This window comes from Saccharothrix sp. NRRL B-16314 (assembly GCF_000716595.1).
Taxonomy (GTDB): Bacteria; Actinomycetota; Actinomycetes; order Mycobacteriales; family Pseudonocardiaceae; genus Actinosynnema.
In genome coordinates, this window is the sequence record NZ_JNXC01000039.1 from 29,600 (window position 1) to 51,553 (window position 21,954).

23 protein-coding genes and 1 pseudogene are annotated in these 21,954 nt (G+C 71.3%); 15 read left to right on the forward strand and 9 right to left on the reverse strand.

The window, feature by feature from the left end; all coding sequences use genetic code 11:
• Nucleotides 1-158 precede the first annotated feature (158 nt).
• From OQ02_RS41635 to OQ02_RS46840, 4 genes are all read left to right on the forward strand, one after another.
• Entirely contained in the window at nt 159-737 is a 579-nt protein-coding gene (locus tag OQ02_RS41635) for an LppU/SCO3897 family protein (protein ID WP_051773171.1), read from the forward strand.
• Nucleotides 738-805: 68 nt separating this feature from the next.
• Nucleotides 806-1,363, forward strand: a complete 558-nt coding sequence (locus OQ02_RS35035; RefSeq protein WP_033442966.1) for an LppU/SCO3897 family protein — start codon at nt 806-808, stop codon at nt 1,361-1,363.
• 68 nt (nt 1,364-1,431) lie between these two features.
• The gene (locus OQ02_RS41640) at nt 1,432-1,905 is read left to right on the forward strand and encodes an LppU/SCO3897 family protein (RefSeq protein ID WP_051773172.1); all 474 of its coding nucleotides are present in this window, start codon (nt 1,432-1,434) and stop codon (nt 1,903-1,905) included.
• 63 nt (nt 1,906-1,968) lie between these two features.
• Nucleotides 1,969-2,916: an LppU/SCO3897 family protein gene (locus OQ02_RS46840; RefSeq protein ID WP_156077503.1), complete on the forward strand. Its 948-nt coding sequence runs from the start codon at nt 1,969-1,971 to the stop codon at nt 2,914-2,916.
• Between the two features lie 93 nt (nt 2,917-3,009).
• Here the strand turns inward: OQ02_RS46840 and OQ02_RS35050 are convergent, their stop codons facing one another.
• Nucleotides 3,010-3,876, reverse strand: a complete 867-nt coding sequence (locus OQ02_RS35050) for an ABC transporter substrate-binding protein (RefSeq protein ID WP_231500357.1) — start codon at nt 3,874-3,876, stop codon at nt 3,010-3,012.
• Nucleotides 3,877-4,429: 553 nt separating this feature from the next.
• Between OQ02_RS35050 and OQ02_RS35055 the strand changes: the two genes are divergently transcribed.
• Genes OQ02_RS35055 through OQ02_RS35070 form a run of 4 tightly spaced genes read left to right on the forward strand, consistent with a single transcriptional unit; the run spans nt 4,430 to nt 9,589 of the window.
• Entirely contained in the window at nt 4,430-7,798 is a 3,369-nt protein-coding gene (locus tag OQ02_RS35055) for a sensor histidine kinase (RefSeq protein WP_231500358.1), read from the forward strand.
• Nucleotides 7,795-8,214 (forward strand): roadblock/LC7 domain-containing protein, encoded by a 420-nt coding sequence (locus tag OQ02_RS35060; RefSeq protein ID WP_033442969.1) that lies wholly within the window; start codon nt 7,795-7,797, stop codon nt 8,212-8,214. The genes OQ02_RS35055 and OQ02_RS35060 overlap by 4 nt, the downstream gene beginning before the upstream one ends.
• Nucleotides 8,215-8,244: 30 nt before the next feature.
• Nucleotides 8,245-9,003, forward strand: coding sequence for a DUF742 domain-containing protein (locus tag OQ02_RS35065; RefSeq protein WP_033442970.1), 759 nt, complete (start codon nt 8,245-8,247; stop codon nt 9,001-9,003).
• Entirely contained in the window at nt 8,984-9,589 is a 606-nt protein-coding gene (locus OQ02_RS35070; RefSeq protein ID WP_033442971.1) for a GTP-binding protein, read from the forward strand. Before OQ02_RS35065 ends, OQ02_RS35070 begins: the two co-directional genes overlap by 20 nt.
• Nucleotides 9,590-9,701: 112 nt before the next feature.
• On the opposite strand, the gene OQ02_RS35075 is transcribed toward OQ02_RS35070, so the two are convergent.
• The 3 genes from OQ02_RS35075 to OQ02_RS35085 all read right to left on the reverse strand — a co-directional run bounded on the left by OQ02_RS35075 (nt 9,702) and on the right by OQ02_RS35085 (nt 13,227).
• Nucleotides 9,702-11,948 (reverse strand): helicase-associated domain-containing protein, encoded by a 2,247-nt coding sequence (locus OQ02_RS35075; protein ID WP_033443003.1) that lies wholly within the window; start codon nt 11,946-11,948, stop codon nt 9,702-9,704.
• 91 nt (nt 11,949-12,039) lie between these two features.
• Entirely contained in the window at nt 12,040-12,477 is a 438-nt protein-coding gene (locus OQ02_RS35080) for a TSCPD domain-containing protein (protein ID WP_156077504.1), read from the reverse strand.
• A gap of 159 nt (nt 12,478-12,636) precedes the next feature.
• Nucleotides 12,637-13,227, reverse strand: coding sequence for a 3'-5' exonuclease (locus OQ02_RS35085; RefSeq protein ID WP_033442973.1), 591 nt, complete (start codon nt 13,225-13,227; stop codon nt 12,637-12,639).
• 61 nt (nt 13,228-13,288) lie between these two features.
• Here OQ02_RS35085 and OQ02_RS35090 point away from each other — a divergent pair, with 61 nt between their 5' ends.
• The 4 genes and pseudogenes from OQ02_RS35090 (at nt 13,289) to OQ02_RS47025 (ending at nt 16,374) form a co-directional block, all read left to right on the forward strand.
• The gene (locus OQ02_RS35090) at nt 13,289-13,474 is read left to right on the forward strand and encodes a hypothetical protein (RefSeq protein ID WP_033442974.1); all 186 of its coding nucleotides are present in this window, start codon (nt 13,289-13,291) and stop codon (nt 13,472-13,474) included.
• A gap of 96 nt (nt 13,475-13,570) precedes the next feature.
• The gene (locus OQ02_RS35095) at nt 13,571-14,965 is read left to right on the forward strand and encodes an NAD-dependent malic enzyme (protein ID WP_033442975.1); all 1,395 of its coding nucleotides are present in this window, start codon (nt 13,571-13,573) and stop codon (nt 14,963-14,965) included.
• A gap of 10 nt (nt 14,966-14,975) precedes the next feature.
• Nucleotides 14,976-15,449, forward strand: a complete 474-nt coding sequence (moaC, locus tag OQ02_RS35100) for a cyclic pyranopterin monophosphate synthase MoaC (protein ID WP_033442976.1) — start codon at nt 14,976-14,978, stop codon at nt 15,447-15,449.
• Nucleotides 15,446-16,374, forward strand: a pseudogene (locus OQ02_RS47025) (molybdenum cofactor biosynthesis protein MoaE). Before moaC ends, OQ02_RS47025 begins: the two are co-directional and overlap by 4 nt.
• Nucleotides 16,375-16,481: 107 nt before the next feature.
• Here the strand turns inward: OQ02_RS47025 and OQ02_RS35115 are convergent.
• The 3 genes from OQ02_RS35115 to moaA all read right to left on the reverse strand — a co-directional run bounded on the left by OQ02_RS35115 (nt 16,482) and on the right by moaA (nt 18,842).
• Entirely contained in the window at nt 16,482-17,150 is a 669-nt protein-coding gene (locus tag OQ02_RS35115) for a LysM peptidoglycan-binding domain-containing protein (RefSeq protein WP_033442979.1), read from the reverse strand.
• Nucleotides 17,151-17,527: 377 nt separating this feature from the next.
• Nucleotides 17,528-17,770: a MoaD/ThiS family protein gene (locus OQ02_RS35120; RefSeq protein ID WP_331281570.1), complete on the reverse strand. Its 243-nt coding sequence runs from the start codon at nt 17,768-17,770 to the stop codon at nt 17,528-17,530.
• Between the two features lie 13 nt (nt 17,771-17,783).
• A complete protein-coding gene (moaA, locus tag OQ02_RS35125) occupies nt 17,784-18,842 on the reverse strand; it encodes a GTP 3',8-cyclase MoaA (RefSeq protein ID WP_051773176.1) in 1,059 nt (352 codons plus the stop codon).
• Between the two features lie 116 nt (nt 18,843-18,958).
• On the opposite strand from moaA, the gene OQ02_RS35130 reads away from it, so the two are divergent.
• Both OQ02_RS35130 and OQ02_RS35135 read left to right on the forward strand, forming a co-directional pair.
• The gene (locus OQ02_RS35130) at nt 18,959-19,423 is read left to right on the forward strand and encodes a MarR family winged helix-turn-helix transcriptional regulator (RefSeq protein ID WP_033442982.1); all 465 of its coding nucleotides are present in this window, start codon (nt 18,959-18,961) and stop codon (nt 19,421-19,423) included.
• Nucleotides 19,424-19,441: 18 nt separating this feature from the next.
• On the forward strand, nt 19,442-20,236 hold the full coding sequence (locus tag OQ02_RS35135) for an HAD-IIA family hydrolase (RefSeq protein ID WP_156077505.1): 795 nt from the start codon (nt 19,442-19,444) through the stop codon (nt 20,234-20,236).
• A 30-nt stretch (nt 20,237-20,266) separates the two neighbouring features.
• On the opposite strand, the gene OQ02_RS35140 is transcribed toward OQ02_RS35135, so the two are convergent.
• Nucleotides 20,267-20,608 carry a hypothetical protein gene (locus OQ02_RS35140; protein ID WP_051773177.1) on the reverse strand — a complete coding sequence of 114 codons (342 nt, stop codon included), beginning with the start codon at nt 20,606-20,608 and terminating at the stop codon, nt 20,267-20,269.
• A 151-nt stretch (nt 20,609-20,759) separates the two neighbouring features.
• On the opposite strand from OQ02_RS35140, the gene OQ02_RS35145 reads away from it, so the two are divergent.
• A complete protein-coding gene (locus OQ02_RS35145) occupies nt 20,760-21,563 on the forward strand; it encodes a metallophosphoesterase (RefSeq protein ID WP_033442983.1) in 804 nt (267 codons plus the stop codon).
• Here OQ02_RS35145 and OQ02_RS35150 read toward each other — a convergent pair.
• Complete coding sequence (locus OQ02_RS35150; protein ID WP_033442984.1) at nt 21,560-21,934, reverse strand: YccF domain-containing protein; 375 nt, start codon at nt 21,932-21,934, stop codon at nt 21,560-21,562. The two genes, OQ02_RS35145 and OQ02_RS35150, sit on opposite strands and share 4 nt — an antisense overlap.
• Nucleotides 21,935-21,954 lie beyond the last annotated feature (20 nt).

A 21,954-nucleotide genomic window follows, 5' to 3' on the forward strand; every position in this document is an offset into this window, starting at 1 on the left:
GTCGGTAGCGGACCGTGTCCGTCCGATCACCTACCGCTTACGGACTCGGTTCGGTAAAGCCGATCCCGAACGGGTGATCGACTCGGTAACTTCCCTGCGCCCCGCCACGCGACCATACGCGCGGACGTTCGGGGCTACCCGGATGAACGAAGGTCTTCATGAGCACGGACATGCCCGCGTCCGCCCCGCAGTACCAGAACGCCCCGCAGGCCGAGCCGATTCCCCCGGCGCCGAAGAAGCCGAGCGTCATGGGGCGCATCCTCCGGGCCGTCCTCGGCCTCGTGGTGGCAGGCGCGGTGGTCTACGGCTTCAACTACTTCACCAGTGACGCGGCCCAGTCGAAGGCCGGTGAGTGCGCCAGCGTGACCGGCACGTCGACGAAGCCGGAGTTCAAGGTCGTGGAGTGCGGCGCGGCCGAGGCGAACTACACCATCGGCAAGGTGCTGGGCTCCACCACCGAGTCGTGCGGCGGCGACTACGACGAGTACACCGAGTCCGCCCGTCGCGGCCCGGACTCGAAGCTGTGCCTGGTGCCGAAGCTGGCGGAGGGCAAGTGCTACGACTCCAGCAGCACCACGATGGGCCCGTCGGCCATCGACTGCACCAAGTCCGGCGCGATCCAGGTGGTCAAGCACCTGCCGGGCACCGCTGACGGCACCGTGTGCGGCGACGCGCAGCCGATGGTGATCCCGGAGCCGAAGCTGACGGTCTGCTTCGGGGTGCCCGAGAACGCCTGACCCGCCTCGCGGGTGCGCGTGCCGTACCTTTCGGGGCGGTCACGCGCACCCGTCCAGCGAGGATGAGCATGAACGACGAGTCGAGCCGGTCCACCGGCGACGCATCCCCGTCCCGGTTCCGGCCTGGCGGCACCGCGATGAAGGTCCTCGTCGGGGTGCTGGCCGTCGTGGTGATCGCCGCCGTCGCGTACGGGGTGCGCTACCTCACCACCGACGCCGCGTCCGCCGAGGCCGGTGACTGCGTCGGCGTCGCCGCCGAGGCGGACGGCCGTGCCGACGTCAGCACCCTGGACTGCGACGCGGACGAGGCGTCGTTCAAGGTCGGCAAGGTCCTCGAAGCCGCCGACGACCCCTGCCCCGAAGAGGGCGTCTACACCGAGATCGTGCCGAACGGCCCGGTCGGCGACGGCTACAAGCTGTGCCTGATCCCGAACATGGCCGAGGGCGCGTGCTACGGGCCGGCCGAGGGCAGCGGGTTCGACCGGATCGACTGCTCCGGACCCGAGACGGTCAAGGTCACCAAGGTGATCCGGGGGTCCACCGACACGACGGCCTGCCCGTCCGGCTCCGGCATGGCCTACCCGGAACCGGCGGTCACGTACTGCCTGGCCCCCGCCGACAGCTGATCCCGCTCGGGCACACGCGTGGGTGAACCTGCTCAACCGGGCGTGCGGCCCTGCCGATGCCCTGTTCCATGCGGAAGATCGGACTGGGCGTCGGGACGGTCGGGGTGCTGGTGGCGGGCGCGTTCGCGTTCACGCTGCTCGGCGGCGGCCCCAAGAGCCCTGAGCCGGGCGTCTGCGGGCACATCGAACGGGCGGACGAGGGTCACGGCGCCAGGTACCGCGCCATCGACTGCGCGGCCGAGCACGCCAACGTGCGGGTCGCCAAGGTCGTCGACGACGCCTCCCAGTGCCCCACCGGCGGCTCGCCGTACACGACGTTCACCCGCTCGGCCACGCTGTGCCTGATCCCCAACTTCGTGGAGGGGGTCTGCTACGCGGGCGACAAGATGGTGGGGATGCGGAAGGTCGCCTGCACCAGTGCCGAGGCGGTCCGCGTGACGAGCGCAGCCAAGGGGCGCGCGGAGTGCGCGAACGGGCACAAGGTCACCTACCCGGAGCCGGCCGTCACGTTCTGCCTGGTCCGGGTGGCGGAGATGCGCTGAACCGCTGCGCCGCCCCGCCGCGCGCGGGTACGTTCCGCTCGTCCGAAGCGAGAGGAACACCAGGTGACCACGCCGCCCGATCAGCCGCCCGGCCAGCCGCAGGGTTATCCGCCGCAGGGTCATCCAGCGCAGGGTTATCCAGCGCAGGGTTATCCAGCGCAGGGTTACCCAGCGCAGCCGCCCGTCCCGCCGCAGTACCAATCGCCCGGCCAACCGGGCTTCTCGCCGGACCCGGGCTTCCCAGGTCAGCCGCAGTTCCAGCAGCCCGCTCAACCCGGCTACCCGCAAGACCCCGCCGGCCAAGGCCCGCCGCAGTTCCAGCAGCCCGGCCAGCCTGGCTACTCGCCGGACCCGGGCTTCCCAGGTCAGCCGCAGTACCAACCCGGCCAACCCGGCCAACCCGGCTACCCGCAAGCCCCCGGCTTCCAGGGCGGCCCCGGTCACTACCCGCCCGTCCAACCCGGTCAGCCCGGCTACCCGCAGCAGCCCGCACCCCCCACCAACGGCACGTCGCGCGGCGCGAAGACGTTGATCGCCGTGGTCGGCCTGGGCATCGTCGGAGTCGTGGTCGCCGGTGTCATCGCGAGCACCACCGCCCCGGCGGGCGCGGAGGTCGGCGAGTGCATCAAGGTCGTCTCCTCCACCGCCACCTCCACCAAGGTGGACAAGATCGACTGCTCTTCCCGGGAAGCCACCTTCAAGGTGGGCGCCAACCTGGACAGCAGCACCGACTCGTGCCCGTCCGGCGACTACGCCAAGTACAGCGACCGCGGCGGCCGGCGCAGTGACGGCTTCGCGCTCTGCCTGATGCTGAACGCCGCCGAGGGCGAGTGCTTCAAGCAGGAAGGCACGCGGTCGGCTGAAGCGGTCAAGGTCACGTGCGATTCGAGTGCCACTCACAAGGTGGTGAAGGTCTCCGAAGGCCGCTCGGACGAGAACGAGTGCAACAGTGGCGAAATCGTGTTCGTCTACTCACAGCCTGCGACCACGATCTGCTTGACCGAGGAGTGAGCCGGTCGTAATCGATCCATAAAAGCGCGAAAAATCAGGGGCCTTCCCGCAATGGGAAGGCCCCCGTAGGAATGCCTGGCTGCTGACGGTGCGTCAGTTGACGGTTCCGGGCGGCAACAATCCGCCGACGTCCAACCGCTCCGGAAGCACCTCTTCGGTGTCCATCATGTCCGCGACGCGCTGCAAGCGGACCGGGTTGAGCGAGAGCGGGAACGTGCCCACCGACACGAGCGCCGCGGTCTGCTGGTCGACGTCCATGTAGCCGGTCAGCGCGTTCTGCACGGACAGCTTGTCGTTCGACGCCGCCTCCTGCGCGTCCCGCAGGACCTGCCGGAACAGGGCCAGCGTGCGCGGGTTGGTGTCGGCGAACTTCTTGCTCGAGGAGTACCCCGACATGGGGAAGTCCTTGGTCGGGCCGACCGCCGTGTCGGTGAGGATGCGGGCGCCGGCGTCGCGCTGGGCCTGCGTGATGTACGGCTCGGTCATCCACGCCGCGTCGACCCGCCCGGCCCGCAGCGCGTCCACCATCTCGGCGAACGGCATCTCCTCGGGCTTGATCCGCTGCTTCTCCACGCCCGCCGTCTTGAGCACGGCCTTGGTGGTCAGCGCGCCGACGTCACCGGTGGACGGCACGGCGATGCGCGGGCTGGGCAGCTTGCCGGGGCTGTCGTACGCCTCGTCCAGCGTGACCAGCGCCATCGTGTTCGTGCCCGCCTGGTACGCCTCGCCCTGGAGCTGCAGCTCGGTGCCCTCGGCGAAGCTCCGGAACAGCGTGACGTGCGTCGACCAGGTCAGGTCGAGCGTGGTGTCGAGCTGCTTGATGCCCTCGACCTCGCTGTTCAGCGGCACCAGCTGCACCTGCAACCCGGCCTTCTCGAACAACTTGTTGTTGTAGGCGAGGCGGAGCGGTGCGACGTCCACCACGGGCAGCACACCGATGCGCAGGGTGTTGCGCTCCACTTCGGGGCGGTCGTTCCCGTCGGTGCCGGGAAGGAGTCCGCATGCCGTCAAGGTGGCGGCACAAGCGAACAACGCTGCCGCACGTCGCAGAACACGTGCTGGGGTAGGCATGGCACCTCTCGCCGGGATGACCTAGAGAGCGGGGTCTATTTGATCAACGAATTCTCGACGCAGTTGTCGATGCGGGGGATCGTAACCACCCAGAGGTATGAAACGACAGCCCTGCTCCGATACGGTGAGTGCTTCCGGAGTCTTCCCCGACGCCGGGGTCGAGCACTACGCTCCCCGCCTGGTGGCACTGGTCGTCGCTGACCGTGGTGTCCCTGTGCGGAGGTGGGGTGCCTAGCCGGCACCACCGCTCCTGTGCTGCAATTCGGCCCGATTTCGAGTCCATGCTTCGGTCCGCGGGGGAGAGGCCGGGGAACACTGCTGCCGGAAGAGGAAGCCCAGGGTGGCCCGTCGAGAGAGAGGTCCCAGCCAGACAGGCGTGGGGATTACACCGCGCTCCGAAAGGCCCGGAACGGGTGACGGACTGGCTGCGCAGAGTGATGGAATGGTGACCGAGTCAACGGGTGTCCGGCCGGGTCCGGTGAACAGGGCCGCGGCCGATCGGGAAGCGAAGGCCCGCGGCGGTGCGGGCTGGCGGCTGCGCAACTGGCGGCTGCCCACCAAGCTGACCGCCGTCCTGCTGATCCCCACCATCGCCGCGGTCGCCCTCGGCGGCCTGCGGGTGAACTCGGACCTCGCCGACGCGACCGACCTGAACCAGCTGGCGAACCAGATCCAGCTGGAGGCGGCGGTCGCCGACCTGGTGCAGCAGCTCCAGCGCGAACGCGACCTGAGCGCGAGCCACGTGGCGTCCGGCAAGGAGCTCGACCGCGTCGTGCTGGACCGCCAGCTGCGCCGCGTGCAGGACACCGTGCAGGCCCTCAACGGCAAGATCGCGGAGCTCAGCGCCGACCTGGACGACGAGGTGGTGACCCGGTTCCGCCGGGCGTCCAGCCAGCTCGACCGGCTCAACAGCCTGCGCAACGCGGTCCGCGACACGCAGTACCCGTCCGAAGCCGTGATGCGCACCTACTCCGAGTCCGTGGAAAGCCTCCTGGACCTCGGTGAGCAGGCCATCGCCGGCATCAACGAGCCCGAGCTGGTGCGGCTGCACCTGGCCACCAACGCGATCGCCCGGATCAAGGAGCAGGAGTCGCGCAAGCGCGGCATCATGCTCGACGTCTTCCAGGGCGGCGTGTTCGGACCGGGTCAGGAACGCGCGCTGCTGGCCGCGAACGCCGAGCTGGACGCGGCCCGCAACGACTTCCGCAAGTCCGCGACCGCCGACCAGGCCAAGATCTACGACGACACCGTCACCGGTCTGATCGTCGACACCGCGAACGACATGCAGGAGACGGCGCTGAACCTGGCCGCGGCCGGGAAGCCGATGACGTCGCTGCGGCCGGAGAAGTGGGACATCGCGTCCACGCTGACGGTGAACCTCACCCGTGACGTGGAGAACCTGCTGCTGGAGCGGCTGCAGACCCGCACCGACGAGCTGACCGGCGCCGCACGCGCCGCCGCGTTCCGCGACTCCGGCGTCGTGCTGGGCGCGCTGCTGCTGGCGTTGATCATGGCGCTGTTCGTGGCCCGCTCGATCCTCAACCCGCTGCGCGTCCTGCGCCGCACCGCGCTGGAGGTGGCCGACCACGGCCTGCCCGAGGCGGTCGGCCGGATCCTGGTGGACCCGAACCCGCACGAGGCGGCGAAGACGGCCATCGCGCCGGTGCCGATCACCACCCGCGAAGAGGTCGGCCAGGTGGCGCGGGCGTTCGACGCGGTGCACGGCGAGGCGGTGCGGCTGGCCGCCGAGCAGGCGCTGCTGCGCGACAACGTCAACTCGATGTTCGTCAACCTGTCCCGCCGCTCGCAGGCCCTGGTCGAGCGCCAGCTGAACCTGATCGACCGGCTGGAGCAGGACGAGCAGGACCCGGACCAGCTGGCCAGCCTGTTCGAGCTGGACCACCTCGCCACCCGCATGCGTCGCAACAGCGAGAACCTGCTGGTCCTGTCCGGCACGGACCTGTCCCGCCGGCTGACCCGCCCCGTCCCGGCTGCCGAGGTGCTCGGCGCCGCCGTGTCCGAGGTCGAGCAGTACGCCCGAGTGCAGGTCGGCCAGACCCCGGAGCTCACCGTCCAGGGCCGCGCGGTCAACGACCTCGTGCACCTGATCGCGGAGCTGCTGGACAACGCCACCGCGTTCTCCGACCCGGTGACGAAGGTCACGGTGCGCACCGCTCGCACCCGCAACGGCGAACTGGCGATCGAGATCCAGGACCGCGGCGTCGGCATGGGCGAGCAGGAGATCACCGACGCCAACGTCCGGCTGGCCGACCCGCCGGACGTGGACGTCGCGGTGTCCCGCCGGATGGGCCTGTACGTGGTCGCGCGGCTCGCCAAGCGGCACGACATCAAGGTGCGGCTGCGCGCCAACGAGGACATCGAGGGCGGCACCACCGCGCTCGTCGTCGTGCCCGACACGCTGGTCCAGTCGCCCGGCGCGATGGGTTCCCCGATGGGCGGCGACGCTGGACCCGCGTTCGGCGACTCCGCGTTCGGGGACTCCCGGTTCGGCGACGAGCAGGCGTTCGGCGAGTCCGGTTTCGGGAACACGGCGCAGCGCGCGTCCGGCATCGCCGGTGCGTTCGGCACCGGCACGCTGTCCCGCCTGGACGACGACGCGAGCTTCCCGAGCATCCCGCGCGTCGAGGACGAACCGGCGTTCCCGGTGAGCTTCGTGCAGGGCGAGGGCGACCACGACCCGGTGCGGATGCCCGCGTTCGGCGAGACGCCGACGTTCGGCCAGTCGCCGCCGGAGACGTCGGGCGAGGTGTCCCAGTGGCTGCCGATGGGCGAGGAACGCGACGTCGAACGCGAGCCCGCGGGCTCGTTCGGCGAGCCGACCCTGTTCACCGCCTACGAGGACCGCGAAGAGCACGACGCCGCCTACGAACACGGGTTCGAGACGACGCAGTTCGCCCCGGCGCTGGACCAGGGCTTCCTGGTCGACCCCGACCCGGAGCCCGAGCCCGTGCACCTCAACGGCTCGGTCACCGAGTCCGCGCCGCAGCGCCGGATCGAGCACGACGACGCGCCGACCGAGCGGCTGCCGATCTACGAGGCCGTCCTGTCGCAGTGGTTCCAGGCCGTGGGCAGCGAGACGTCCGCCGCGACCGCGCAGGCGGTGCCGCCGGCGGCCGACCCGGAGCCGGTCGCGCGGGCCGAGGCGGAGCCGGTCGCACGGGCGGAGTCGGTGTTGCCGACCCGCACGCCGCGTCCCGTGCCGCCGGTCGCGCCCACGACGTCCGAGGACGCGCTGCCGCAGCGCGGCTCCCTGGCCGCGTCGGCGAACCGCCTTTCCCCGCGGGAGTCCGAAAGCGGCCTGCCCCAACGGGGCGAGGTCGCCGGCGCCCGCGCGGAGGGCACTAGTCTGACCGAGGGCGGGCTGCCCAAGCGGCAGCCCGGCTCATCCGACAACCTGCCCAAGCGCGCCGCGGAGGTGCACCGCGTGACCGAGCCCGAACCGGTCGCCGAACCCGAGCCGGCCGCGCCGCCGGCCGAGTCGGTGTGGGAGTCCCCCGCCGACGAGGGCTGGCATGCAGCGCAGTCCTTGCTCAGCAAGGAACCAGAGACCACGACACAGGCGGGGTTGCCCAAGCGGGTGCCCAAGGCTCAGCTTGTGCCGGGATCCGCCGCACCGAAGCCGCAGGTTTCGGAGCGGCAACCGCAGCGGCCCCCGCTGCCACCACGATCGGCTGACGCGATCCGTGGACGCATGTCGAGTCTTCAGCAGGGCGTCCATCGAGGGCGACACGCTTTGATCGACGCTTACGCTGGTGACATGTCGAGCCGGCAAGACGAGGAGCAGGAGTGACGACCGCAGCTCAGCCAGGCAGCTTTGGTTGGCTTATCACCGACTTCGTGCGCCGGGTTCCCGGTGTGGCACATTCCGTGGTCGTGTCGGCGGACGGGCTACTGCTCGCCGGCTCGCAGGGCCTGCCCCGCGACCGCGCCGAGCAGCTGTCCGCCGTGGCATCCGGGCTGGTCAGCCTCACGGCTGGCGCGGCGCGGTGCTTCGAAGCGGGCACCGTGAACCAGACCGTGGTCGAGATGGAGCGGGGATACCTGTTCCTCATGTCGATCAGTGACGGGTCGTGCCTCGCGGTGCTCGCGGCCCCGAACTGCGACATCGGCCTCGTCGCGTACGAGATGACGCTTCTGGTCGAGCGAGTGGGCCAGCAGCTCACCCCGGAGCTGCGCGCGCAGCTCCAGGGTGTGGTTCGGCGGTAGATCCTCATGAGATCGTGGGGGTGAAGGTAGATGGCTGAACGATCTGGCGCCGGCGGCCGACGCTTCGGTAGGAATTTCGACTACCAGGAGTGGGCGGTCGGCGGCTTCCAATTCGCTGAGCCGGATGCCGACCCCGCACAGGACGAGGAAGCCGAGGACGTACCCAACTCGTGGTCGGGCCGCCGGGCGGAGCAGGCGCAGCGGCCACGGGTCGAAGGCACAGGGCAGGGGCAAGACGATATGTCTCAGCGTGAGGTTGACGACTCGTCGTACGACTACGACGACGTTCCCAACCGGTTCGACATCGACGGGTACGGCAGCGGCCTGTTCGGAGGTCCGGGAGCCGATCTGTTCGGTGCCCACGGCCTGCCCGACAGCGTGCCGGAACAGGTGCCCTACACGACCGGTCCGCAGCCGGTCGTGCGGCGCGAGGAGAACCCCGCGGCGGAGTCGGGTTCCCTGGTCCGCCCGTACACCCGGACCGGTGGCCGCACCCGGCCCGACTACGACCTCGCGATCGAGGCGCTGATCTCCACCAGCGAAAAGGGTCTCGACCGCGACGCGGCGGTGCTGCCCGAGCACCGGTCGATCTGCGGGTTGTGCACCGACACCAGGTCGGTGGCCGAGGTAGCCGCTCACCTCAGGCTCCCGCTCGGCGTGGCCAGGGTGTTGATCGGCGACATGGCGAGCATGGGTTTGGTTTTGATTCATCAGGGCGGTCTGGTCGTGGGGGACCGACCGTCCATTGATTTCCTTGAGAGGGTGCTCAGTGGGCTTCGCAGGCTCTAGCCCCAACGCGGCCGAAGGCGAACGGAAGCCGACGACCTCCGCGAAGATCGTGGTGGCCGGTGGCTTCGGCGTGGGCAAGACTACGTTCGTCGGTTCCGTGTCGGAGATCGTTCCGCTGACCACCGAAGCGGTGATGACCGAGGCCAGCGCCGGGGTCGACGACCTCTCGGCCACGCCGAACAAGGTCACGACCACGGTGGCCATGGACTTCGGCCGGGTGTCGCTGGACCAGGATCTGATTCTGTACCTGTTCGGCACACCGGGCCAGCACCGGTTCTGGTTCATGTGGGACGACCTGGTGCGGGGCGCCATCGGCGCGATCGTGCTGGTCGACACCCGCCGGTTGGCCGACGCGTTCGCGTCGATCGACTTCTTCGACGACCGGCAGCTGCCGTACGTCGTCGGCGTCAACTGCTTCGACGGCCTGCTGCACCACCGCATCGAGGACGTCCGCGACGCGCTCACCATCGACCAGTCCGTGCCGATAGTGACTTGCGACGCGCGCAACCGGCAGTCGACCAAGCAGACGCTCATCACGCTGGTCGAGCACGCCATGCGCCAATGGATGTCGGTCCGCGCGGGCTGATCGTCCCCCCGGGGTCGACGCTTTCGCTGATCTGACGGCTGCACTGCACCGAAGGGCGGTCTCCTCAAGGAGGCCGCCCTTCGGCGTGTCCGGCTTCTCGGTCCTCGCCCCGCTACGCGCGGTCGTCTTCGACGAGGGCGGCGGACGTGATGCGGTGCAGGGGGAAGCGGCGGACTTCGCCGTAGCTGACGTCCACGCCTTCCAGCACGCCACCGCCCACGAGCTGCGGGGTGATGACGCGGCGGGCGGCGGTGCCGTGGCTGTCCACGAAGTCCACCAGCACGCTCCGACCGTCACGGGCGGCCTGTTGCAGCAGTGCGAGGGTGGCCGACGGCCCGGCGCCCAGGTGCCCCGGCACGGAAACCCGCGCGCCGCCGGTGGTCGTCGCCGCGCGGTCGCCCGCCCGGACCAGCCGGACCAGTTCGCCCAGCTGCTCGTCGGACGGCGTGCTCGGCTGCACCCGCGGGCGGCGGCCCTTGCCGGCGATCCGGCGGCCACCGACCCGCAGGTCCAGCACGTGGCCGTCCGGCCCTTCGGCGGCGGGCGCGAAACCGGCCGCGCGCAGCCCGTCCAACACCTCGGCCAGCGGCAGCGGGCTCACCACCACGGTCGGCGCGATCTTGCGCAGCGCCAACCGCTCCGCCGCCGCGTGCGACAGCACCTCCGTGATCAGCACCGGGTCGTCGCACCGCAGGAACGACCCGGCCGAACCGCCCCGCAGCCGGCCGTGCCGCCGGGCCGCGTCGTCGATCAGGTACGTCAGGGACTGCGGCACGGGGGTGCGTGACCGGGTCTTGAACAGCTCGTGCAGGTCCGCCGCGCTCCGGCCGGCGTCGAACGCGCGCCGCACCGAACCCTCGCGCACCCGGTACACGGTGGCGCTGCCCGCCGACTCGACGTCCGCGACCAGCGCGATCTCGTCCGCCAGCTCCGGGTCGAGCCGACCGGGCGCGACGACCGTCAGGTCCGCCTGCACCAGCACGTGGTCGACCGGCGCGGGCAGCGCGTCACCCAGCCGCTTCGCCGCCGGCCCGGTGCCCTCGGTGAGCAGCGTCCGACCCTGGGCGGTGATCGCGTTGTGCGCCACGATCCCCGTCTTGGTGCCCTCTTCCACGGTCCAGCGCACCAACTCGTCGCGCAGCCGCCCGCCACGCCTCGGCGCACGCCACGCCAGCACGGCGGCCAACTCGTCCGGGTCGGTCACCACGGTGCCCGGCTCCAGCGCGGCGAGGGCTTCGAGGATGCGCCGGCGGTCCCTGGGCGCGCCCGGCCGGTTCAGCTCGGGGGCCAGCGGGTTGAGCAGGCGGTCCCGGTCGTCGCGCTGCCCGATCAGGCCCGGCAGCCGGGGCAGGTCGAGCCAAGCCTGGGCCAGCGTCGCCCACCGGTGCTCGGGCGCGGCCACCAGCCACGGGTCGGCCTGCGTCGTCGGCACCCACTCCGGTTCGACGCCCTCGGTGTCGGCGACCAGGCCCGCGTTGACCACCAGTTCGACCAGCAGCGCGGCCTGGCGTTCGTCCACGTCCAGGTCCTTGGCGAGCTTGCGCAGGTCACGCACGCCGAGACCACCCGACCGCAGCACCGCCGGAGGGTCCTCCGACCAGCTCTTGAGCAGCGTCTCCACGTGCCGCGACAGCTCCAGCGCCTCGCCGCCGCCGGTGTGGTCGATGCCGGACGGGTCGCGGTGCGCGGTGGTGAGCGGCGGCTCGGTGGTCTGGATCGGGCCGAGCGGCCGGTCGCCGCGGACCTTCAGGCCGACCTCGCGGGGTAGTTCGACGGTCAGCGAGTCACGGCGGACCAGCAGGCCGCGGGCGAGGAGCTTCTGGATCGGCGTGCGCGCGTTGGCGAGCGACACGACCTGCGCGGCGTCCTTGGTCTGCCCGACGGGGGGACCGGCGGCCAGGGTGCCGAGGACGCGGAGCTCGTCCGGCTCCAACGGCGTCAGGTCGACGTCGGCGAGGCGCGGCACCGACCGGCCGAGGCCGCACGGGAACGGGTTGACCGCGTCCCTGGTGGCGGGCGGGGTGGAGATCGCGTCGTCGTCGCCCCACAGCAGGGCGCGGGCGCGGAGGCCGTCGACGGCCTGGCGGACGTCCGTCGAGCCGAACAGCCCCTGCACCGCCGACAAGGGCACGGGCGCGACGTCCGCGTCCAGCACGAGCAGCGCTTCCATCACCGTCAACGTCAGCGTGTCGAGGTCTTCGCAAGCGCGCGCCACCGAAGCCCGCGACCCGATGCGGGTGGCGAGCACGGTCGTGTCCGCCGGTGGGGGCGTCGCCAGGTCCGGACGGGCGCGCAGCAGAGCCACGAGCGCCGTGTCGTCCTGCGCCCGCAGCCACTCGGCGAGGGTGGTGCCGGACATCCCCACCACGGTATCTGTCGACCACCCGGTGCGCGCTGACCAGCCCCTGAAACTCGCCCCGAACCGTCAGCCCGATCCGCCAACCGATCCGTCAGCCCAGGGCGCGGGCCCGCTCCTCCGGCGTCAGCACGCCGAGCTTGATCCGGTCCTCCGCGGGCATGAAGTCGAACGCGAGCCGTCGTGCTGTGTAATCCATCACGGACGACGCCTCGGGGATCTCCGGGTCGTCGGTGCGGCCCATCGGCTCGTACCGGGTGTTGATCAGCTTCTCGACCAGGACGTCGAGCGGCACCCCGTGCTGGAGGCCGATCGAGGTGACGGCGGACAGCGCGTCCAGGAGACCCGCCAGGGTCGACCCCTCGTCGTCGAACCTGGCGAAGACCTCGTCCAACCCGCCGTCGTCCCGGGCGTTGCCGGTCAGGTGGAACCCCGCGCCGCCGATGGTGAACGACGTGGTCCGGCCGGAGCGCGTCCTCGGCCTCCGCTCCGGGGCGGCGGACCGGTCGGTTCCGCAGGTCGGGCAAGTCATCAGGAACGTCCCCATCCTCAAGATGTAGTGGGTGCCACCAGTCCTAGCCCCCAGATGTGGGTGAATCTTGAGGTGTTGATCAGGGCGAAGCAAGCCGCCACGCCGCGTCGGCCGGGTGATCGGACGGGCCATCGGAGGGGTGATCGGGGGCGTGGCGCCTCACCGGTAAGCGTCGGCCGGGGTGGTGGGGTCGGCCGGCCACGCGTCGCGGGCCATCACATGGAGGACCAGGGCGGCGATGTTCCAGGCGTCGTCCTCGCCCCGGTGGTGCCTGCCCTCCAGCGGCAGCCCGGCGACGGTCAGGGCCTGCGCCATCCCTGGCCGCTTGCGCAGCCCGTGCGCCTGCGTGAACACGAGCTTCGCGTTCCAGTGCCGCCGCCCGAACGGGTACCGCACCCCCGTCGCCCGGCACTGGCGGGTGAACTGGTTCCGGTCGTAGTCGCCCCAGCTCGCCCACGCCCGCACGCCCGAGGCGTGCTCCACCTCCAGCAGTCGGCACGCCTCGGCGAACGTCACACCGGTGTCGACCTCCGCCTGCGTCAACCCCGTCAACTCCGTGCAGAACGGGCTGACGGCGGACCGCTGCGGGCGCACCACGATCCGGTGCTTCCCCACCCGTTCGCCGGCGACCGGGTCGACCGTCGTCAGCCCGATCTCGATGATCTCGTTCACCTGGCCGGGAGGCGGCTCGCCGTCCCAGCACGTCGCCTCGACGTCGACCACGTTGACCAGTGCCCCCGGAGTGCTCACCCGGACGAGGGTAGGGATGGGGCACACTTGTCCCGACCGCAGGCATCACCGAGGAGGAACCGTGGCCAAGGCCCGCCCCGAGCGCATCGACCCGCACTGGCCGGAGCCGCCGGTCGGCGACAAGCACCCGGTCACCGAGCTCACCAGCCACCTCCAGGGTGCGCTGTCCCCGTTCGGCACGACCACGTTCCCGCTGCCGGTCGAGGAACTGGGCTACCACCACCCGGTGACGGAGATCAACCGCTAGCACCCGGACGCGCGCGGCCGTCGAGCCGCGCGCGTTCCGTATTCCGGTGCGGACTACTCTCGAAACCTCTTGAGCTGTGCTGTTCTGGGAGGTTCGATGCCGGTCCCCGGCCCTGGGTACTCGATCACCGTCCGGCTGGAGGCCCCGCCGTCGGCGTCGGCCGCCGGTGACCTGACCTCGGCCGTCGGCCGGGCGGGCGGCGTGATCACCGCGTTCGACGTCGTCGAGTCGCACACCGACCGGGTGATCATCGACCTCACCTGCAACGCCCTGTCGGCGAACCACGCCAAGGACATCACCGACACCCTGGAGCTGCTGCCCGGGATCGTCGTCCGCAAGGTGTCCGACCGGACGTTCCTGGTCCACCTCGGCGGCAAGATCGAGATCTCGTCCAAGGTGCCGCTGCGCAACCGCGACGACCTCTCCCGCGCCTACACGCCCGGCGTCGCCCGCGTCTGCATGGCCATCGCGGAGAACCCGGACGACGCCCGCCGGCTCACCATCAAGCGCAACACGGTCGCCGTGGTCACCGACGGCTCGGCCGTGCTCGGCCTGGGCAACATCGGCCCGGCCGCCGCGCTGCCCGTGATGGAGGGCAAGGCCGCGCTGTTCAAGAAGTTCGCCGGCGTCGACGCCTGGCCGGTCTGCCTGGACACCCAGGACACCGAGGAGATCATCCGCGCGGTGGAGCTGATCGCCCCGGTCTACGGCGGCATCAACCTGGAGGACATCGCCGCGCCCCGCTGCTTCGAGATCGAGGCGCGGCTGCGGGAGAAGCTGGACATCCCGGTGTTCCACGACGACCAGCACGGCACCGCGATCGTCGTGGTCGGCGCGCTGCGCAACGCGCTGCGGGTGGTCGGCAAGAAGATCTCCGACTGCAAGGTCGTGGTGTGCGGGGTCGGCGCGGCCGGTTCGGCGATCATCCGGCTGCTGCTCAAGCAGGAGCCCGGCGACGTGGTCGCGGTCGACGTCGACGGCATCGTGCACCGGGACCGGCCCGGCCTAGACGACAACCTGAAGTCCGTCGCCGCGTCGACCAACAAGGAGAACGTCAGCGGGCGGCTGCACGACGCGCTGGTCGGCGCGGACGTCTTCATCGGCGTGTCCGCCCCGAACCTGTTCGGCGCCGAGCAGGTCGCCACCATGAACAACGACGCGATCGTGTTCGCGCTGGCCAACCCGGACCCGGAGATCGACCCGATGGAGGCGCAGAAGCACGCCGCCGTCGTGGCCACCGGCCGCAGCGACTTCCCGAACCAGATCAACAACGTGCTGGCGTTCCCCGGCGTGTTCCGGGGCCTGCTCGACGCCCACGCCCGCACCATCACGGACTCGATGCTCATCGCCGCCGCCATGGCGATCGCGGACGTGGTCGACGGCGAACGCCTGAACGCCTCGTTCATCGTGCCGAGCGTGTTCGACGCCACGGTCGCGCCCGCCGTGGCGGAAGCCGTGCGCAAGGCCGCCACGGAGTCCGCTTCGGCCTAGCATCGGCCCCATGAGCAACCAGTTCACCCACCTGGACGCCGCCGGCGCGGCACGCATGGTCGACGTGTCCGAGAAGGAGCCGACCACGCGCACGGCGGTGGCCTCCGGGGTGCTGCGCACGACGGACGAGGTGGTGGCGTTGCTGGGCAGCGACGGGCTGCCGAAGGGCGACGCGCTCGCCACGGCCCGCATCGCCGGGATCATGGCGGCCAAGCGCACCTGGGAGCTGGTGCCGCTGTGCCACCCGATCGCGTTGTCGGGGGTGAAGGTCGACCTCGTGCTCGGTGACGCCGAGGTGCGCATCACCGCGACCGTCCGCACGACGGACCGCACGGGCGTGGAGATGGAGGCGTTGACGGCTGTGTCGGTGGCCGGGCTGACGCTGCACGACATGGTGAAGGCGGTCGACCCGGCGGCGTCGCTGGACGCGGTGCGGGTGGAGCGCAAGGAGGGCGGGAAGACCGGCCTGTGGGAGCGGAAGTGACCCCGGCCGGCGCACGTCCCGAGGCGGCTGCGAGAACAGCTCGGGTGATCACGGCGTCGAACCGGGCGTCGGCGGGCGTGTACGCGGACCGCGGCGGGCCGATCATCGCCGACTGGCTGCGCGAACGCGGCTACGACGTGCCGGACCCGGTGGTCGTGCCGGACGGCGAGCCGGTGGCGGAGGCGCTGCGGGCGGCCGTCGCGGGCGGTGTCGCGGTGGTCGTCACGACCGGCGGCACGGGCATCAGCCCCACCGACCGCACACCGGAGGCGACCAGGTCCGTGCTGGACTTCGAGGTGCCGGGTGTGGCGGACGCCATCCGGATGTCAGGCTGGCCGCGCGTGCCCACCGCCGTGCTGTCGCGCGGGGTGGCGGGTGTCGCGGGCCGCACGTTCGTGGTGAACCTGCCCGGTTCGACCGGCGGGGTCCGCGACGGGCTGGACGTGCTGGCGACCCTGCTGGAGCACGCCGTCGACCAGGTTGCCGGAGGTGACCACGCATGACCGAAATCCTGCGCGCGACCGTCAGCGATCAGCCGCTGTCGGTGGAGGAGCACGCCAAGCTCGTGGAGCACGCGGCGGCGGGCGCGGTGGTGACGTTCGCCGGGGTGGTGCGGGACCACGACCACGGGCGTTCCGTGCGCGAACTGGAGTACGTCGGCCACCCGACGGCCGGCGCGGTGGTCGCCGAGGTGGTGGCGGACGTCGTGGCCCGGTTCGAGGGCGTCCGCGCGGTCGCCGTGTCGCACCGGGTCGGACCGCTGGCGATCGGGGACGTGGCGCTGGCGTGCGCGGTGTCCGCCGAGCACCGGGCCGAGGCCTTCGCGGTGTGCTCGGACCTCGTCGACGAGGTGAAGCGGCGGCTGCCCGTGTGGAAGCGGCAGGTCTTCACCGACGGCACCGACGAGTGGGTCAACATGCCCTGAGCCAGGGCGGTTCGAAGCAGGTCCTGAAACGGGTCGGAGACCCCGAACCGCCGAGGGGGCGGTCCGAGGTCTCCCTGCCGTGGTGCGCCGGCTCTCGCCGACCGCCGTCACTTCGTGGCGATCTTGTGCCCCGGCATGATCAGGTCGGCGTTCGGGATGAACTGCTTGTTCAGCTCGTGCAGCTTGGCCCAGCCGCCCTCGATCTTCAGCTCCTCCGCGATCTTCGACAGGCTGTCGCCCGACTTGATCTCGTAGTCGCCGTTCGGGTTGGTGGACGGCAGCGCCACGGTCACCGGAGCGGGCGCCTGCTGGACGGGCGCGGTCTGCTTCGGGGCCGGAGCCTGCTGCTGCGGCGCGGGGGCCGCCTGCCGGGGCGCGGGGGCCGGGGCCTGTCGCGCGGGCGCGGGGGCGCCGCCGAGGCCCTTGGGCCCGCAGACGGGCCAGGCACCGATGCCCTGGGTCTTCATGACGTTCTCCGCGATGCGGATCTGCTCGTCGCGGGAAGCCTGGTGGGGCATGCCGGAGCCACCGTGCGACGTCCACGTGGACGGCAGGAACTGGAGGCCGCCGTAGTAGCCGTTACCGGTGTTGATGCTCCAGTTGCCGCCACTCTCACACGCGGCGACCGCGTCCCAGTTGACGCCGGACTGCGCGTTGGCGGTGCCGGCGGCCATGGCCAGGGGGGCACCCACGATGACGCCGGCGACGGCGACCTTCGCGATGCGACGGCTGGTGACGCTGGTGGTCGGGCGGTGCTTGCCTCGGTAAGAAGCCATTTCCCTCTCTGCCACCCGCACCTGCCCAGGCGACTCGGGTTCGGGCCCGGTACGTCGTCTGGCTTGGCCTGTCCGGCGGTTGTCTCTCGCTCGGGGTTGTTCCGGGACACCCTTGGACAGGCTCGGTGCGTGGTGTCCCGGTCTTGCTCTAGTCGGTCGGGGCCGACCAGAGAGCGACGGTACGTAACCACGAGCGCCATGCCAAACCTTCGCACCTGTGACGCACGTCACTGTAACGCGGCCGGGTGACGTCACGAACGCGACGTTTATCGAGGTCAGAGCACCGTTATCGGTCTGTTTCCGTACCGAGATCCACCGAGATCAATCACGTTCGGTGAGGTATAGCTCACGCGTTAACCCGTCCGTGGAGCACGGTCTCATCCCCCGGCGAAGGGTGGCAACACGTCCAGTTGCGCACCGGCCGACACGGGCGTGTCGTGATTCCGGACCGCGACACCATCGAGGAGGAAGCTGCACGCGGGCAGGACACGACCCAATCGGTCACCGTGCCGCGCCCGGAGGAACTCGATCGCGGACGCCACGGTGGCCTCGTCACCGGACAGCTCGACGCTCTCGTCGGCGACGCCCGCCGCCGCGCGCGCACCCGCGAAGTACCGCACCGTGAGCCGCACCTCAGCCCCCGATCGCGCTCATGGGCCGGTCCGGCTGGCTGAACCCGGCCGTGTTGATGCCGTGCCCGGCCGCCTTGGCCCACGAGTTGCCGCGCCACCGCTCGGCGATCTCCTCGTCCGGCGCGCCACCGCGCAGCAGCGACCGCAGATCGGTCTCCGACTGGCTGAACAGGCAGTTCCGCACCTGGCCGTCGGCGGTGAGCCGGGTCCGGTCGCAGGCGGCGCAGAACGGGCGGGTCACCGACGCGATCACGCCGACCACCGCCGGTCCGCCGTCCACCAGCCACCGCTCGGCGGGCGCGCCGCCCCGGTCGACCGGCTCCGGCGTCAGCGCGAACGCGGTGCGCAGGGCGGCCAGGATCTCCTCGGCGGTCACCATGTCGTCCCGGTCCCAGCCGTGCTGCGGGTCCAGCGGCATCTGCTCGATGAACCGCAGCTGGTAGCCGTTGTCCAGGCAGTACCGGAGCAGCGGCACGGCCTCGTCCTCGTTCACGCCGCGCATCAGCACCGTGTTCACCTTGACCGGCGCCAGCCCGGCCTCCCGCGCCGCGGCCAACCCCGAGAACACGTCCGACAGCCGGTTCCGCCTGGTCAGCCGGTGGAACCGGTCCGGGTCGAGGGTGTCGAGCGAGACGTTCACCCGGTCGAGGCCCGAGGCCACCAGCCCGGCGGCCCGCCGCGCCAAGGTCAACCCGTTCGTGGTCATCGAGATGCGGGGACGGGGCGTCAGCGCCGCGGTCGCCGCGATCACGTCGTCGAGGTCGGGCCTGAGCAGCGGCTCGCCGCCGGTGAACCGGACGTCGGTCACGCCGAGGCGGGTCACCGCGATGCCGATGAGCCGGGTCAGCTCGTCGCCCGTGAGGAGGTCCGGCTTCGGCAGCCAGTCGAGGCCCTCGGCGGGCATGCAGTAGGTGCAGCGCAGGTTGCAGCGGTCGGTCAACGACACGCGCAGATCGGTGGCGACCCGGCCGAACCGGTCCACCAGGAGCGGCGAGTCCGGCCGGCCGGACGTATCCGGGTTGCCGCGCACGACGGGTAGCCCCAACTCGACAGCTGTCACCCCTACCAGGGTAATCGGCCCACACTTGTGGGTGCTGGGGGAAATGGGGGATGGTCGGGCGCGGCGACGTGGACGAGGATGCCGATCCCGGCCGTTCGGACGCTAAATTGCCGGACATGACCAGTGAGCACGACGTGCCCGCCGACGTGCTGGAGCGGTTCAGCGCCTACGCGCGGGAGAGCAGCGCGCTCACCATCCTGTTCCACAGCCGGGTGGCGGAGCAGATGGGGCTGTCGCCGACCGACGAGAAGTGCCTCGACCTGGCGATGCGCGCGGACGGCCCGGTCACGGCCGGCCGGATCGCCGAGCTGTCCGGCCTGTCCACCGGCGCGGTCACGGGTGTCATCGACCGGCTGGAACGCGCGGGGTACGTGCGGCGCGTGCGCGACCCGCACGACCGGCGGAAGGTGCTCGTGGAGGTCACGGTCGGCGACGAGGGGAAGTTCGACCACCTGTTCGCCGGCGCCCAGGAGACCCTGCGCGAGGTGTTGTCCCAGTTCACCCCCGAGGAGCGGGACGTGCTGGAGCGGTACAACCACATTCTCATCGAGACGTTCCGCCGGCGTGTGATCGACGCCTGAGCCGGCAGCATTGCGCGCATGGCCGCTCAGTGGAACTACCTGATGGACATGGACGGCGTGCTCGTGCACGAGGAGCACCCGATCCCGGGCTCCGGCGAGTTCGTCGCCGAGCTGACCGCGAACGACATCCCGTTCATGGTGCTCACGAACAACTCCATCTACACCCAGCGCGACCTGCGCGCCCGGCTCGTCCGCACGGGCCTCGACGTGCCCGAGGCGGCGATCTGGACGTCCGCGCTGGCCACCGCGAAGTTCCTCGACTCGCAGCGGCCCGGAGGCTCGGCGTACGTGATCGGCGAGGCGGGCCTGACCACGGCGCTGCACGAGATCGGGTACGTGCTCACCGACCGCGACCCGGACTACGTGGTCCTCGGCGAGACCCGCACCTACAGCTTCACCGCGATCACCAAGGCCATCCGGCTGGTGGAGCAGGGCGCGAAGTTCATCGCGACCAACCCGGACGCCACCGGCCCGTCCCGCGAGGGCTCGCTGCCCGCCACGGGCTCGATCGCCGCGCTGATCGAACGCGCCACCGGCCGCGCGCCCTACTACGTGGGCAAGCCGAACCCGCTGATGATGCGGTCGGCGCTGCGCGCGCTGGGCGCCCACTCCGAGTCCACGCTGATGATCGGCGACCGGATGGACACCGACGTGCGGTCCGGCCTCGAGGCGGGGCTGCGCACGATCCTGGTGCTCACCGGCATCTCGGCCGAGTCGACCGCCGAGCTGTACCCGTACCGGCCGACGCGGGTCGTCAAGTCGATCGCGGACCTGGTCGGCCACTCCGCCGACCCGTTCCCGGACGGCGTCTGACCGCTGCGGTGTCCGACCGCTGCGGGGCGGTCACCGGAGAGGTGGCGGCTCGGGCCGGAGCGCGTGACCGGACTGCGTGACGGCACGCAGGTGGCCGCGCTGCTCCGGCGGCCCGACCCGGCGCGACCGCGTCCCGGTCGCCACCGGCATGCGGTTGATCCGGTCGGCCAGCCGCTCCGCCCGGTCGCGCAGCAGCTCCGCGCGGCCGGTGACGGGGCCGTCGCACGCGGCGCCCAGGCGGTCGAGCAGGTCCGCCTGGAGCCGCAGCCAGTCCACGTGCTGCCACGGGTGCCAGGCGTGCCCCGCTTCGGCGGCGATGGCCACCATCGCCTCGTCCAGTTCGCCCGCGACCCGTTCGAGGTGCTCTCTCATGAGGGGGAGATGGCGCCGCACGCCCGTCATCACGGCGTCCGGCCCGATCTCCCCCGCACGGGGGAGCCGCGCGGCTCGTGGCCGAAGCCGCCCGCCGCAGCGCTGATCGACTTTCGCGCACCACACCGCCGCGTCGCTTATCGTCGCGGGTGTGGATAGACCGCTCTTCGTGGTCGGCGACGTGCACGGGCACCTCGCCGAGCTGACCCGCGCCCTGCACGCCTCGGACCTGGTCGACGCCGACGGCGACTGGTGCGGCGGTGATGCGGAGCTGTGGTTCCTCGGCGACTTCGTCGACCGCGGGCCGGACGGCATCGGCGTCATCGAGTTCGTGATGCGGCTGGCCGAGCAGAGCGGTGGCCGGGTGGACGCCCTCATCGGCAACCACGAGGTGCTGCTGCTGGGCATGCACCGGTTCGGCGACCGGAACGTTCCGGGTGCGCCGACGCCCCGCAGCTTCGCCCGCAGCTGGCTGCTCAACGGCGGCCTGCGCAGCGACCAGGACCGCCTCACCGACGACCACATCGACTGGCTGACCAGCCGCCGGGTGCTCACGGAGGTCGACGGGCACCTGCTGATGCACTCCGACACGCTCGCCTACCTGGAGTGGGGCGACACGATCGACGAGGTCAACGAGGCCGTGCGGGACGTCCTCAAGGGCGACGACCTCGACCACTGGTGGGAGTGCTGGCGCAAGATGACCACCCGCTACGCGTTCCGCGGGCCGGGCGGCGGTGCGGTGGCGGACGAGCTGCTCGAAGTCCTCGGCGGCCGGGAGGTCGTGCACGGCCACAGCGTCATCGCCGACCAGCTCGGCGTCGCCCCGGAGGAGATCGACGGCCCGCTCAGGTACGCCGACGGCCGGGTGCTGGCCGTCGACGCGGGCCTCTACAGCGGCGGACCGTGCCTGGTCGTCGAGCTGGGCCAGGACGACCAGCCGGCCCGGGACGACTAGGGCGCGGGGACGATCTCCTTGCCCAACGGCATCAGCGACACCGGCACCATCTTGAAGTTCGCGATGCCCAGCGGGATGCCGATGATCGTCACGCACAGCGCGAGACCGGTGACGACGTGCCCGATGGCGAGCCAGATGCCCGCGACCACGACCCACACCACGTTGCCGAGCAGCGACGCCCCGCCCGCGCTCGGCCGGTCCACCACCGTGCGACCGAACGGCCACAGCGCGTAGTTCGCGATCCGGAACGACGCCAGCCCCCACGGGATGGTGACGATCAGCACGCAGCACACGATGCCGGCGACCGCGTACCCGACGGCCAGCCAGAAGCCGCTCAAAACCAGCCAGATCAGGTTCAAGATGATCCTCACGCGTCCATCTTGCCCGATTA